The sequence below is a fragment of the Brevibacillus sp. IT-7CA2 genome (genome assembly GCF_949767855.1).
Taxonomy (GTDB): Bacteria; Bacillota; Bacilli; order Brevibacillales; family Brevibacillaceae; genus Brevibacillus.
The window spans coordinates 40,731-54,358 of sequence record NZ_CATKQT010000016.1; the positions used below are offsets into that span (position 1 = coordinate 40,731).

General features: G+C 47.1%; 12 protein-coding genes. 8 read left to right on the forward strand and 4 right to left on the reverse strand.

Annotation, left to right across the window (positions count from 1 at the left end; genetic code table 11):
• Positions 1-279: 279 nt before the first annotated feature.
• Complete coding sequence (locus ACM6JA_RS12055) at positions 280-1,035, forward strand: metallophosphoesterase family protein (protein WP_414852482.1); 756 nt, start codon at positions 280-282, stop codon at positions 1,033-1,035.
• A gap of 119 nt (positions 1,036-1,154) precedes the next feature.
• Here the strand turns inward: ACM6JA_RS12055 and ACM6JA_RS12060 are convergent, their stop codons facing one another.
• Both ACM6JA_RS12060 and ACM6JA_RS12065 read right to left on the reverse strand, forming a co-directional pair.
• Positions 1,155-2,771 (reverse strand): DHA2 family efflux MFS transporter permease subunit, encoded by a 1,617-nt coding sequence (locus tag ACM6JA_RS12060; protein WP_414852483.1) that lies wholly within the window; start codon positions 2,769-2,771, stop codon positions 1,155-1,157.
• Positions 2,759-3,208 carry a MarR family winged helix-turn-helix transcriptional regulator gene (locus tag ACM6JA_RS12065; RefSeq protein WP_414852484.1) on the reverse strand — a complete coding sequence of 150 codons (450 nt, stop codon included), beginning with the start codon at positions 3,206-3,208 and terminating at the stop codon, positions 2,759-2,761. Before ACM6JA_RS12065 ends, ACM6JA_RS12060 begins: the two co-directional genes overlap by 13 nt.
• A gap of 274 nt (positions 3,209-3,482) precedes the next feature.
• On the opposite strand from ACM6JA_RS12065, the gene ACM6JA_RS12070 reads away from it, so the two are divergent.
• Positions 3,483-5,204: an amidohydrolase gene (locus ACM6JA_RS12070; protein WP_414852485.1), complete on the forward strand. Its 1,722-nt coding sequence runs from the start codon at positions 3,483-3,485 to the stop codon at positions 5,202-5,204.
• Between the two features lie 148 nt (positions 5,205-5,352).
• The gene (locus ACM6JA_RS12075; RefSeq protein WP_414852486.1) at positions 5,353-5,811 is read left to right on the forward strand and encodes a GNAT family N-acetyltransferase; all 459 of its coding nucleotides are present in this window, start codon (positions 5,353-5,355) and stop codon (positions 5,809-5,811) included.
• 91 nt (positions 5,812-5,902) lie between these two features.
• On the opposite strand, the gene ACM6JA_RS12080 is transcribed toward ACM6JA_RS12075, so the two are convergent.
• Positions 5,903-6,616 (reverse strand): response regulator, encoded by a 714-nt coding sequence (locus ACM6JA_RS12080; protein ID WP_414852487.1) that lies wholly within the window; start codon positions 6,614-6,616, stop codon positions 5,903-5,905.
• A gap of 35 nt (positions 6,617-6,651) precedes the next feature.
• A complete protein-coding gene (locus tag ACM6JA_RS12085) occupies positions 6,652-7,815 on the reverse strand; it encodes a sensor histidine kinase (RefSeq protein ID WP_414852488.1) in 1,164 nt (387 codons plus the stop codon).
• A 228-nt stretch (positions 7,816-8,043) separates the two neighbouring features.
• On the opposite strand from ACM6JA_RS12085, the gene ACM6JA_RS12090 reads away from it, so the two are divergent.
• The 5 genes from ACM6JA_RS12090 (at position 8,044) to ACM6JA_RS12110 (ending at position 13,497) form a co-directional block, all read left to right on the forward strand.
• Positions 8,044-8,427, forward strand: coding sequence for a MarR family winged helix-turn-helix transcriptional regulator (locus ACM6JA_RS12090; protein WP_007718736.1), 384 nt, complete (start codon positions 8,044-8,046; stop codon positions 8,425-8,427).
• 38 nt (positions 8,428-8,465) lie between these two features.
• A complete protein-coding gene (locus tag ACM6JA_RS12095; RefSeq protein WP_414852489.1) occupies positions 8,466-11,597 on the forward strand; it encodes an efflux RND transporter permease subunit in 3,132 nt (1,043 codons plus the stop codon).
• Between the two features lie 20 nt (positions 11,598-11,617).
• On the forward strand, positions 11,618-12,847 hold the full coding sequence (locus tag ACM6JA_RS12100) for an efflux RND transporter periplasmic adaptor subunit (protein ID WP_414852490.1): 1,230 nt from the start codon (positions 11,618-11,620) through the stop codon (positions 12,845-12,847).
• Between the two features lie 131 nt (positions 12,848-12,978).
• Positions 12,979-13,323: a polysaccharide deacetylase family protein gene (locus tag ACM6JA_RS12105; RefSeq protein ID WP_414852491.1), complete on the forward strand. Its 345-nt coding sequence runs from the start codon at positions 12,979-12,981 to the stop codon at positions 13,321-13,323.
• Positions 13,324-13,353: 30 nt separating this feature from the next.
• Positions 13,354-13,497: a hypothetical protein gene (locus tag ACM6JA_RS12110; protein ID WP_414852492.1), complete on the forward strand. Its 144-nt coding sequence runs from the start codon at positions 13,354-13,356 to the stop codon at positions 13,495-13,497.
• The last annotated feature ends 131 nt before the right edge of the window (positions 13,498-13,628 follow it).

Here is a 13,628-nt window from a genome sequence, read left to right on the forward strand (position 1 = left end):
ACGTTTTTCATGAAATGTAATCTGACCGCTTGCGGTCAAACAAAACGGACTAAACCGTTTCGGTGTTCACTACTATAGACGATGAGGAGAGGGGACCCCTCTCAAACTTTTTTCATGAAATTTGAAAATGGCATAGGAAGAGGATGCCTCTCTTCGTTTGATAGAAGGGCATCCTCTTGATCTGTCACGTATGCCGCCATCACTTAAATGGAGCAGGAAATCTACATAATTTTGCAGTAATCTATAAGCATAGATGCTTCGAATTTCGTAAAGGAGTATATGACCTTGAGCCAAACCAACCATTCCATCGCGGTGATCTCCGACATACACAGCAACGCCTATGCATTGGAAGCTGTGCTGCACGACATTGATTCCCGCGGTATTCAAACCATTGTGAACCTGGGCGATACGTTGTTTGGCCCGCTTGATCCGATCAAAACGGCAGAGCTCTTAATGGAGCGATCTACTATCACCCACATCATGGGTAATTGTGACAGATACTTGCTGGAAGAGCAAATGGAGTCAATCACGTTCGAATTCGTGAAGCCACTACTGACACAAGAAATGCTCAGCTGGATCGGGTCATTCCAAAAGCAGTGGACGTATGGCGATCTCTTGTTTTGCCACGGCACACCTTTTGCTGATGATGTGTATTTATTGGAGAATGTCGCTCCATATGGGATAGAAGACAAAAGCGCAAATGCCTTAATGATCGAGCTGACCGGTATTCAGCAGAAAGTCATTTTTTGCGGACACTCTCATGTGCCCAAATCCGTATGGCTGCCAGATGGCAAGCTCGTGGTAAACCCGGGGAGCGTTGGGCTTCCAGCGTATTTTGAGGAAGCGCCGTACCCGCATTCGATGGAATCGAAGACGCCCCATGCCAAGTACGTCACAGTAAAACAACAAGGCGGCTCGTGGCTGTTCGAGCACGTATTGGTTCCTTATGATTTCGAGCAGGCAGCTAGAAAAGCTGAGGAAAACGGGCGCAGAGACTATGCCCATGCAATCCGGACGGGAAGAGCGGAGCTGTAGCATGTCGATCGTCGAGCAGCCAGACGTACTTGCAGAGGAGGAAGCGAGAAAGTGGCTCATACAGCAAATCCATACACCATGAAAAAAGGAAGAGGACAAGAGCCCTCTTCCTTTTCCTATTAAGCCTTTCCTGCTTCGCCCTCCGGCTTCTGTCCCATCTTCCCACTACGCAGTGGAACTTCCTTCAGGAACAGCGCGATAATGACAGCGATACCCGCTACAATCGCTCCAGTCAAAAACGTAGTCGTAATCCCATAGCTCATCGCTTCCCGGATCATATCCAGCATGTGAGTAAACAGTGGCTGCAAATCCGGTGGCAGACTAGCCAGCGTGGCTTCAATTTTCGGCTGATCCAACAAATTTTGCGGATTCGTAAAGAGCGACAGCTTCTCTGCCAGAGCAGGATCGGCTGCGGCGGGATTGTTCCCTTGACCCATGGCTCCCGACAGTTGCGTCATTTTCGCTGACATGCTGGCACTCATGACGGTTCCCATAACAGCAATTCCAATGGTCCCACCGAGGTTGCGGAAGAGCTGCGACGTTGCTGTAGCGACACCCAGTTGCTGTGGTGCGACTGCATTTTGCACGGTTAAGGAGAAGACCGGCATCGCAACTCCAATCCCTAATCCCAGAATGATCATGTAGATCACGAGCAAGTAAATTGGTGTGGTTGGCGACATGAAATACATCAGCACCATGCCCAAGGTCATGACGAGAAGTCCACCCAGCGCCATCTTTTTATATTTTCCCGTCTTGGTCATGATTTGTCCGGCGAGTGCGGAGGTTGCGAGCATGGCAATCGACATCGGCATCGCCACATAACCGGCCATCGTCGGAGAGATGCCTTTGACCCCTTGGACAAAGAACGGCACATAAATGATTGCGCCCATCATCCCCGCGTTGAGGAAGAATCCGACCAGATTGGAGACAGTAAAAATACTGTTTTTGAACAAGCCCAGCGGAAGTACAGGCGTTTTTACTTTCATTTCAATCAAAATAAACACGATCAACGCAACGATTGTGGCGGCAAACAAACCAATAATTTGCCACGAGCCCCAAGCGTATTTGCCCGGACCATTTCCTGCCCATGAGAAGGCGAGCAGCATCGGTACGATGGTAAGCGTCAGGAACAGCGAGCCGAAGTAGTCGACAGACTCTCCTTCTTGCTTCGGTACCTTCGGGAAATGAATCATGATCAACAGAAAGGCAATTACACCAATCGGCAAGAAGATCCAGAACACCCAGTGCCAGTCGAGATGATCGACGATATAGCCGCCCATCAGAGGACCAAGTACACTGGACACGCCGAAGACGGCACTCATAACTCCGCCCCATTTTGCGCGCTCGCGAGGTTCGTACAGATCACCCATGGCGGTAAAAGCAGTGGACATGATGATCCCGGCACCCGCCCCTTGAATGCCACGATACGTAATCAGTTGAAAAATATCGGTGGAAAACCCGGACAACAAGGCTCCGATACTAAACAACCCGATACCCGTTAAAATAAATGGTTTTCTTCCGTATATATCGGAGAGCTTCCCAACCAGCACAGAAGCGACAGTTGAGGTCAGCAAATAAATTGTAATCGCCCACGAATAGTAATCCATGCCACCCAGCTTCGAAATAATACGCGGCATGGCAACCCCGATAATGGTCTGGTTGATCGCGGCGAAAAACATGGCCGTAATAATCGCAATCATAATCGTCACTTTCTTTTTCTCTGTCAGCTGTTGCAATCTTGATGCTCCTCTCTTTGTTGCTCTATATTCTTCAAAACCTGGTGATAGATGCGGACTAAGTGTTGCTTGTCTTCATCTGATACGCCTGCAAAAAACTGTTCAATCGTGCTCCTCACCACGGCTTTGTATTGCCGTAGGATATCTTTTCCTTCATCGGTTATGTCCAGTTGCACGACCCGGCGATCCGTACTGTCGCGATTTCTCGTGGCATAGCCGCAAGCAATCAATTTATCAGCGAGACTCGTAACTGCTCCCGGGGTAATATTCATACGTTCTGCAATAGAAGATGCCTTCTGCGGACCGTTCATATCTAGAATTCGCAAAAGCATGGCTTGTGATCCTGACACGAGTGGGTCCAGACGCTTGTGTGACTCAGCTGAAACTTTTCGTTGGAGCTGTATATAAAGTTCTTCAAAATTGATCTGGCTTTGCATCGTACCCTCTCCTGTTTTCATTACTTAATTATATATGGAGTTAAATGTTTACCCACTAAAACATTTACGAGTATACAACGCCTCATCTATCGTAGTCAAATTAACCTTTTTCCAATTTGACCAATTTAGTTGATCATTATGTGAGCGAATTCGCCATAAATCGGGAGAAAATACTAATTTTCGACCGGATTTCATGGAATTTTCAGAGTTGCGATGCTACAATCGGTTTTGGCATTCTTTTCATCTTAGATAAATAGATAGGTGGGATTTTAACGTGTTTGGGAAAAAATTAACCTGCGCATTGCTCGCCACAGCGCTGATGAGCCCGATGTCGGCTTTTGCAGCGCAAGGGACGAAACAGCCAGCAGATGTCGTGCTAACCAACGGCGCGGTCTACACAGTGGACATGAAGAACAACTGGGCAGAGGCCGTGGCCATTCGCGGTGACGAAATCGTTTTTGTCGGCGCAGATGAATATGCAAAAGCACACATCGGCAAGGATACGAAAGTAATCGATCTGAAAGGCCAAATGGTGCTACCTGGCTTTATCGACAGCCACACGCATGCGAGCAAAACGACGGGACTCATTTTCTCCATTGATTTGTTTGACGGAGGCTCTGTCGAGGAATACGTTGCAACCATCGAGAAATTCGTAAAAGAGCATCCAAACGAACCAACATTGCAAGGACGCGGCTGGAGCAATCCGGTAGTGCCTGGTATCGGTCCGCGCAAGGAAGTATTGGATAAGATCGTTCCAACGACTCCAATTGCGCTGACCTCGGATGATGGACATTCTTTGTGGGTGAACTCGGCAGCGTTGAAGCTGGCCGGAATCAAGAAGGACACGTCAAATCCTGAGGGCGGCATTATCGAGCGCGATCCGAAAACAGGAGAACCATCTGGAACGCTGCGTGAAAGCGCAATGGATCTGGTGCTGTCAAAAATCGGCGGATACACCGTACAACAATACAAGTCCGGAATTGAAGCTTACCAAGAAAAAGCAGTTGAACGCGGCGTAACGACAGTGCGCGACCCGGATATGCTGCGCTATCCGAACGTACTGGAAGCATACGAGGAGCTCGCGAAAGAGGACAAGCTGACCATCCGCTTCCGCAATGCTTTGACAGCGAATCCGGAAAAAGGACCTGAGCAGGTCGCAGAATTCGTAAAAATCCGTGAGCGCAATCAAAACCCGCTATTCCAAGTCAACGCCGTTAAAATCTTCTTGGATGGTGTCGTAGAAGGCGCTACAGCTTACTTGGAAAAACCATATGTTCATAAAGAAACAAACGGAGAATTAATCTGGAAGCAAGAGGTTTACAATCAAACAGCTGCCGCAGTAGACAAGGCAGGCTTCCAATTGCACGTCCATTCCATCGGGGACGCTTCTACCCGCATCGCACTGGACGGTATGGAGCTCGCTGAAAAACAAAATGGCAAGCACGATGCTCGCCACTCGCTCGTTCACTTGCAACTGGTCAATGATAAAGACATCGAGCGCTTCAAAAAGCTGGGTGCAGTCGGAATCGTGCAGCCGTTCTGGTTTATGCAGGAAGAGGGCTACTACGATGAGATCGAAGTACCGTACTTGGGTCGCGAACGCGCAGAAAAAGAATACCCGATGAAGAGCTTCTTGAATAAAGGGGTGCATGTGGCTTCTTCGTCTGACTACATCGTAACGCCAGAATTCAATCCACTGCACGGCATTCAACAAGGCATTACGCGGATCGAGGACGGTGTAACCGATCCGAGCAAAATTGCCAACCCGGACGAGCGTGCGACGCTTGCGGAAATGATCGCCAGTTTCACGATTGATGGTGCTTACGCCAACCACGTGAATAATATCACAGGCTCGATCGAAGTCGGCAAAAAGGCAGATCTCATCGTGCTCGATAAAAACTTGTTTAAAATTCCGGCCACTCAAATCAAGGATGCGAAAGTCGTGCTGACCTTGGTTGAAGGGAAGGAAGTCTATCGTCAAAAGGAAGCAAAGTAAGAGGGGAAAATGGTCGTCCGTTGCGATGGCCATTTTTTTGTGCAAACGTATCTGCTGACAAACTAGGTCGGGAAAGGATTCTTGTCTGTTTTTGAGGAATAATTCATACGATTCAGATTCAAACAAGCAAAGGAAGGGAACGACTAAGATGAACATCCGCAGAGCAAAGGGACAAGAAGCAAGCGAACTGAGCGAGCTAGCCTATCGCTCCAAAGCTTATTGGGGATACAGTGATGAATTCATGGAGGCCTGTCGCGACGACCTGACGTTATCACCTGCCTATATCCAAAAACATGAAGTATATGTGCTAGAGGATGTGGGCAGCATCAAGGGCTTCATGAGTCTGGAAAAGGATGCAGAGAAAGAGCAGTGGCTATTAGGCTTTTTGTTCATGGAACCGGAGGCAGTAGGAAAAGGTTACGGAAAGGCTCTGTGGCAGCATATGGTAGAGGTGGCACAAAAGCTGGATATCCCAGTCATCACCATCCACAGTGACCCGTACGCAGAACCGTTTTACTTGTCGAGGGGTGCAAAGCGAGTAGGTGAAATCGTGTCTACCGTGTTCCCAGGAAGAGTATTGCCGTTGTTGGAAGTGGAGATCGGATAGGTACGGAGTATGGAATAGGAGCAGTCTATTCCAATCAGCATCAACGCTCAAGCATGGTTTAGGTGCTTGGGTTTTTTTGCGTTTCCTTCGCTTATTTCACGATTTTATACCGGATCGCCTTCGCAACTGCCTGTGTACGATCTACTACGCCCATTTTCTGCAAAATCCGATGGATATGTGTTTTGACGGTTCCCTCGGAGATGAGCAAGTGCTGCGCAATTTGATCGTTCCGTTTGCCGTAGGATAGCTGCTCAAGTACGTCCTGCTCTCGATCAGTCAACTGATCTAACATGACAAGAGGGGGAAGCGTAGATTCAGTATCATAGTCAGTATGAGAGGCAGACTTGTGATTCTTTTGTTGAAACTGTAGAACCTCCGCTAGAGCCTTGGCAGCTGTAGCCGTGTAGAACAGTGCCTCTCCCTGATGGGCCCTGCGAATGAGGTCCAACATATCCTGTGAATCGGAATCCTTTAGCATATAGCCGACAGCACCAGCGCGAATTCCGTCTACGATGTAATCGTACGTGTCAAAGGTTGTGAGGATTAATACTTTTATCGAAGGATGGAGTCGAGTGATTTCTCGTGTTGCATCGATTCCTGACATATTCGGCATTTGTACATCCATTAAGACTACATCAGGAATGATTTCTCCTACGAGCTTCACGGCTTCTTCTCCATTGGAAGCCTCCCCGCTTACTTCCATATCCTTCTGCATTTTTATGACATACCCCAATCCTTGACGGATCATTGTTTGGTCATCGACCAGGACCACACGAATGGTCTCTTTCTTGTTTTGATTTACCATGCTGGCATTCCTCCGTATATATCGCTATTTGCTTGTCAAAGCGGAAAGCTGATGTCAATTTGAAAGCCGTGGGGCGCTCGAATGGAATAGGAAAGGTCTCCATTTAATTGCTTGGTTTGTTCTGCGATACCTGTTAAACCAGAGCCCAGTTTGATTTGATGATGATTCGTAATATTCCCATTGTCCCAAATGGAGAGGAAAATAAAGTTTTGCTTTTTTTCAATCGTGATGAAAATCTCTGTTGCATCCGAATGTCGAATGGAATTGGTAATCGCTTCTTGGAGAATCCGGTAAAGCGTAATGGTCATCTGCTGTGAGAGGGGAATATCTGGATTGGGACTGATCAACTGCATTTTAATGTCGGTATGCTGTTGGGCTCGTGATAATAGTATACGCAGCGGTGTGATTCCCAGAGAGGATTTGTCTGCGGCTAATGTATGTACAGACGCGCGTATATCATCGAGGCTTTGCTTGGATACCGTAAGCATGTCTCGGACAACCTCCTGTGCGTCACTCGGTCCGCCTTGCAGCATGTATTTCAAAGCATTTAATTGAACGATTAGTGATGTGAGACTGTGTCCCAAGGCGTCGTGAACATCGCGAGCGATTCTGGTCCTCTCCTCGAGGACAGCGGCACGAAGTGTATTCACAGAGGCCTCTTGAAGTTCAGAATGAGCTTCCTGGAGTTCAACATGCGCCTCTTGCAATTGTTTAAGATGCTGCTGACTCGATTCCTTTGCTTGATTTTGAAGAGAGAATCCTCGTGCGCCGATATACCATCCGATATAGGCAACGACATAGCCTATTACCTCTTCAAACATATAGTCTTTATAAAAGAACATGTAAGAAAAGGAGCATGCGCCAAAAAAAATCGCATAGTACAATGCTCGGCGTTCAAGAATGTGAAAGCCAATAAAAGCTACCAATGGCAAGGATAGACCGATCTCTTCCCCTACATATAGAACCTTTATAAATGAGACGGTGCCAATAACGATAATGGCGATGTCTTTTTGAAAAGGTCTCCAATTTTTTTTGGGCCTGAGAAACATCAACAGGAAGCAGAAGATGATGATCAGAGAGATGATAAATGGAATGGTGGGTTCATGCAAGTAAGCAGTTGGAATGAGAAAAAATGAGATCAATACAAAAAAACAAATGAGCAGGAAACGGGAGCGTAAAGATGCAGTTGAAGCGTTCAAGAAGACAACCTCCATTCTTGGAATACGTACCCATTATAATTTCATTTTAGCATGCGCTGTCGTCTATCTCCGGGTGTACGGTCTTCTATCTCTGGATAGATAAAATCAAATTCCACAATTTAACTATCCGATAGACTTCGGGGGCGAATCGTATAAGTAAAATGTGATCTGTGGAGGGGAACACCCCGAACGAGAGAGGGACCCCAAAAAATGGATAGGGAGGCTTTTATGAATGAACTGTTTCAGTTAGCGAAGATTCTACGGGAAACGAGTAGCGTGTTTTCCACGCTTTCCATGCAAGCATTGGATTCAAGTGATATTACCTGGCAACAAGTTCTCATTCTAGAACAAATCGCGATCAGCCCGAAAACAATGGGGGAAATCAGCAAGGCAATCGATCTTTCCTACAGTACGACTTCGGGCTTAATTAGTCGGCTGGAACAAATGAACTTGGTGCGCAGATTTCGTGATAAATCGGATCGGCGAATTGTGTGGGCAGCATTGACGGAGCGTGTACCAGCGAATTGGACGGGACAAGAAGGAAGTGCTAGCACACCTGAATCGCTGCATTCCTTGCGCGCGCTTATTTTGGAGAAAGAAATACTGAGCTGATACGCCAAGCTTCCTATAAATAGAGAGGTGAAAAAATTTTGAATATATCAGAGCTGTCCATTAAACGTCCGGTCACGATGATTATGATATCGGTAGCCATCTTCATTTTTGGGTTGGTTACCTTTCCTCGATTAGCTATTGAATTGATGCCGTCGTTAAATGCTCCGGTCGCCGTAGTTGTTACCTCTGTTGAGGGGGCGGCTCCAGCTGAGGTAGAAAAGCTGGTTACCAAACCGATCGAAAATGCATTAGGCACGGTTCCGAATTTAGACAAGGTCACATCAACCTCTGTGAACGGCTCCTCCTCGGTCATCCTCCATTTCAAGTGGGGAACAGACATGGATCAAGCGACGCTGAATATGCGAGATAAAGTAGATTTGGTCCGAGGGAGCTTGCCTGAATCAGCTGGTTCACCAAGGGTGTTGAAATTTGATCCGACAAGCCAGCCGATCATTGATCTGGCTGTAACTGGCGATCAAGATGTCAACAAACTGAAAAAAATCGCGGATGATGTAATTAAGGCCCGCTTGGAACGAATCAACGGTGTTGCTTCTGTCACAGTCACTGGTGGGCAAGAACGAATTGTCGATATCATCGTGGACCCAGCCAAACTAGCCGCCTATGGATTGACATTGGATCAAATAAAGGCAGCACTAGAAAACAGCAATGTATCTGGATCAGCTGGTGCGATACGGGAAGGTGACGCAAAGACCAGTATTCGCGTGCAAGGAGAATTCACCAATGTGGACACCATTGCACTCACGCCGATCTCTGTCGGTGGGAGCTTTATCCGATTGAGTGATATTGCCAACGTAACAGACACCATCAAAGAAGTGACCAATCTGAGCTACATTGATGGAAAGCCAAGCTTGGGAATTTCCGTGATGAAAGGCACAGGCGGCAATACGATCAAAATCGCAAAAGACGTAAAGGCTGAGCTGGAGAAGATTAATAGCACACTTCCAGCAAATGTAGAAACAAGTATCGTTCTCGATACCTCTACATATATCCAGAGTTCTGTTGACAACACGGTAGTGCATGCCCTTGCAGGTGGTGCCATTGGCGTACTCATGCTGTTCTTCTTCTTGGGCAGTCTGTCGTCTATGCTCATTGCGGTCATTGTCCTGCCTGTATCGATCATATCGACCTTCCTTTTGATGTATATGACAGGTCAAACAATCAACCTGATTTCCCTGGCAGGTCTCACGCTCGGATTGGGATCATTAGTGGACTTCGCGGTTGTTATGCTGGAAAACATTTTCCGTCAGCGGGAACAAGGCAAGAGTATGATGGAAGCGGCATTGGTTGGTTCCAAAGAAGTAGGAACCGCGGTCATGGCATCCGCATTGGCACAAATTTGCGTATTCTTACCGATTGCGCTGACACAGGGTATTGTTGCTGAGCTTTTCGCACCGTTGGCATTGACGGTCGTTTTCTCACACATCGCAGCACTCGTTTTCACCTTCTTGCTGGTTCCAATGATGAGTGCTCGCCTGTTAAAAACTGTCCCGGAGCATACAAATCATGAAAACTATCGAGGCTTCAATCCACTAATCTGGTTTAATATTGGATTTCATAAAGTGGAAAATGGCTATCAAAGGGTACTCAAATGGGCATTGGGTCATCGAAAAACGGTGATTGGATCTGCTTTTGCCATGTTGATTGGCTCATTGTTGCTAGTTCCATCTCTCGGAGCAGGATTTTTCCCAGATATGGACCAAGGATTAATCCAAGTAGAGATCAAGCTGCCAAAGGGTACCGTTTTGACGGAAACAGAAAAAGTAATGAAGCAGGTAGAAGAAGTGGTCAATCAGGTGCCAGAAAAGAAATTGGTCAAGTCCTCGGTCGGGGGGGGCGACGGTATTTCAGAGAGCGGTGCATCTACTTCTCATAACGCAACGATCGAATTGCATGTAGGAGAGATTTCTACGAGACAGCGATCGACAGAGGAAATTGCTGTGGGCCTGCAAGAGCAAGTCAAGCATATTGCAGGAGCAGATATCAAGGTGAAATCCCTTTCCGGTGGTATGGGGGGCGGAGCAGCCATCTCGATTGAAATTCGCGGAGATGATCTGGACGTCTTAACGGAACTGAGCGAGATTGTGAAAGGGGAAATAGCCAAGGTACCGGGAACGATGAACGTATCTACCAGTGTTCAGGAAATGAGTCAGGAGTTCGATGTGAAGGTCCATACAGAGAAGGCGAGCTTGTACGGATTGACAACAAATGAAATCCTCTCTGCTGTGCGAACTTCTTTCCAAGGTCAAACGGTTACCCAGTATCGTACGGGCGAAGATGAAATTGATATCAATCTCAAGCTACCAGAAGACTATAAGGAAGATATCAATTACTTGAAGAACCTGCGTATTTCCACGCCGACAGGCGCTCAAATCAGCCTCACTTCCGTAGCGACCATCAGCAAAGTCGATGTACCGCCATCGATTGAGCGTAAAAACATGACGCGTGAAGTGACGGTCACAAGCGATTTGATCGGGGATAACCTGCAAGCGGCCTCGACGGAAATTACGAGTATCATCAATAAGCTGAATGTTCCAGACGGATACACCATCGAAATGGGTGGGCAAAGCGAGGATATGGGAAATTCTTTTGTGAATCTGGGTATTGCGATTCTCTTGTCCGTCGTGCTTGTGTACATGGTCATGGCTGCTCAGTTTGAATCCCTTTTCAGTCCATTTATCATCATGTTCTCGGTTCCTCCGAGCCTTACTGGGGTCATATTAGGTCTTCTGTTTACAGGCACGCCTATTACCGTATCTGTTTTGATCGGGTACATTTTGCTGATCGGTCTGGTCGTGAACAATGCGATTGTGTTAATCGATTTGATCAATCAGTTGCGTGCAAAAGGTTGGGAGCTACATGAAGCGATTTTACATGCAGGACCTGCTCGTCTGCGTCCGATTTTGATGACAACCCTCACGACGATTATGGCCATTGCTCCGCTCTCCGTTGCTGCTGGGTCTGGTTTAGAGCTGCAAGCGCCAATGGCTACTACCGTCATGTATGGCTTGATTTTCTCCACCATGATCACGCTCATACTCGTACCTGTGGTTACCGTATGGTTTGATGAGATGGGACAAAAGAGACGCAACAAACGCAAGCAAAAGCAGGAAAAGAAAATCCTTACCACTTTGGAATCGACAAACGCATGAGAAAAGAGGAGGAACCATTCATGATCATAAATAAAAGAATCGCGATTGTGGCGTTACTCACCTTCACCTTGATCACAGGCTGCGCAAGCCAGGAGGATGCAGCGAAGACGGCTGCCCAGCCAGAAGAAACGGTTACCCCTGTACAGGTTGCAACGGTGGCACAAGGTGTGGTCACATCTGAGTCTGGACTGACTGCAAAATTGGCACCGAGTGAGGAAGTCCAAATGTCACCAAAAACCAGCGGGAAAATTAAGTCTCTACCCGTAAAGCTGGGTCAGGCCGTAACAAAAGGACAATTATTGTTTACACTCGATACGAATGAGCTGTCTAACAGCGTAAGAGAACAAGAAGCAGCCCTCCGTGTGGCAAAAGCGAATTTAAACCAAGCTGGCAGCACCTCTGACCAAGGATTGGTGGAAGCACAAAATGATTTGACGGAAGCAGAACGAGCGCTTGCTGACGCAAAACTGAATCAACAACGTAATCAGCAGCTGTTTGCACAGGGAGCGATTGCTGCTGAGAAAATGGATGAGGCAAATACAACGCTCACAAAAGCACAGATTTCCTATGACAATGCAAAGCAGAAGCTGCAAAGCGCGAAACAAAAAACAGGTGTGCAAGTATCGGCAGCGAGCGTAACGGAGTCCGAGGTCAGACTGCAAAATGCTCGTGAGCAATTGGCGAATGCAACGGTGGTGTCCCCAATCGACGGATTTGTCGCAAGCGTGACCGGAGCAGTAGGACAGATGGCAGGCCAGCAACCCATTGTGACCGTCGTCAAAACGAATCCACTTGTGGTCAAAGCGAATTTGTCCGAAGCAGATGTGACGAAAGTAAAGGTAGGAACAGTCGTCAAAGTAAACGTGCAATCTACAGGCAAAACGATTGATGCAAAAGTAACAGCGATTAGTCCGGTCATGGATTCGCAGCTCAAGGCCTATCCAGTAGAAATCACGATCCCGAATGCTTCTAATGAATTGAAGTCCGATATGGTCGTGAACGTTACCTTCCCGCAAGGCTCAGAAGGAGCGAAGTCACTGGTCATTCCTCGCAAGGCGGTATTTGATCGTGAAGGCAGACAATATGTGTTCAAGCTGGAAGGGGAAGCAGCCAAGCAAGTAGAAGTGTCGACGGGTAACTCGACAAGCGAGTTGATTGAAGTAGTATCCGGCCTAGCGAACGGAGATAAAGTCGTGGTAAAAGGACAGACGCTGCTTACGGATGGGGGCAAAGTGAGTATTCAGGAGTAAGCAGAAATGGAAGAAAAAGAGGCGGAGCAGATCCGTCTCTTTTTTTGTTATAAAATGGAAATATTATCTGCTCTACCAAAAATACTAAACAAAGTATAATTTTAGCTATGGCAGTTGATAAGGAGTCATAAATGATTATTTCTACCAAACTGTGCAAAGGGATTGCACTGCTTTTGACAGTCGTGCTCGTCTCCGGATGCTCGATGTTTGCGAGCAAAGATGAATCTACGGAGCGCCAGAAGACAGAGAAGAAACAGAAAATCACCCGATACACGGGTGAAAAAAGCAAGGCGCTGTCTTATGTATACACGGGGCGCAAGGAACTAGCTCTGACGTTTAACGGCATGGGCGACGATAAAATGATGAGAAGTCTTTTGGAACAGCTAGATACTCATAAGATCAAAGCAACCTTTTTTCTCCCGGGCATGCGTGTCGCCGAGGAGCCAAACATTGCGAAGGACATTTTGGAACCGTAACGAAACTATTAGACATTTTGGTAGAGCATGATGTCAAAGCGACGTTCTTCTTGCGGGCTCGATGACATCCACACGATTGAGGCACTCCCGATTGTACTGGAAAGTCTGAAAAGCAAAGGCCACACCTTTGTAAAGATGAACGATATGATCAAACAAAGCCGCTCCGGCAACTAATCCCTTTCTCAGAAAGGGATCAGAGTGTTGAGAAAGTCCCCTTTCGCAAAAAAGGGGACTTTCTGTGCCATTTTAGGGGGTACAAATATGTCTCCCCACCTTCGTAAAACGCCTTAGAAGCGAATCTAGAA

What these genes read in the sequence shown, in the direction of transcription:
- ACM6JA_RS12075 (WP_414852486.1), top strand. Translation starts at nt 5,353, where the DNA reads ATGAACATCCGCAGAGCAAAGGGACAAGAAGCAAGCGAACTGAGCGAG.
- ACM6JA_RS12100 (WP_414852490.1), top strand. Translation starts at nt 11,618, where the DNA reads ATGATCATAAATAAAAGAATCGCGATTGTGGCGTTACTCACCTTCACC.
- ACM6JA_RS12055 (WP_414852482.1), top strand. Translation starts at nt 280, where the DNA reads ATGACCTTGAGCCAAACCAACCATTCCATCGCGGTGATCTCCGACATA.
- ACM6JA_RS12065 (WP_414852484.1), bottom strand. Translation starts at nt 3,208, where the DNA reads ATGCAAAGCCAGATCAATTTTGAAGAACTTTATATACAGCTCCAACGA.
- ACM6JA_RS12080 (WP_414852487.1), bottom strand. Translation starts at nt 6,616, where the DNA reads ATGGTAAATCAAAACAAGAAAGAGACCATTCGTGTGGTCCTGGTCGAT.
- ACM6JA_RS12090 (WP_007718736.1), top strand. Translation starts at nt 8,044, where the DNA reads ATGAATGAACTGTTTCAGTTAGCGAAGATTCTACGGGAAACGAGTAGC.
- ACM6JA_RS12105 (WP_414852491.1), top strand. Translation starts at nt 12,979, where the DNA reads ATGATTATTTCTACCAAACTGTGCAAAGGGATTGCACTGCTTTTGACA.
- ACM6JA_RS12110 (WP_414852492.1), top strand. Translation starts at nt 13,354, where the DNA reads ATGTCAAAGCGACGTTCTTCTTGCGGGCTCGATGACATCCACACGATT.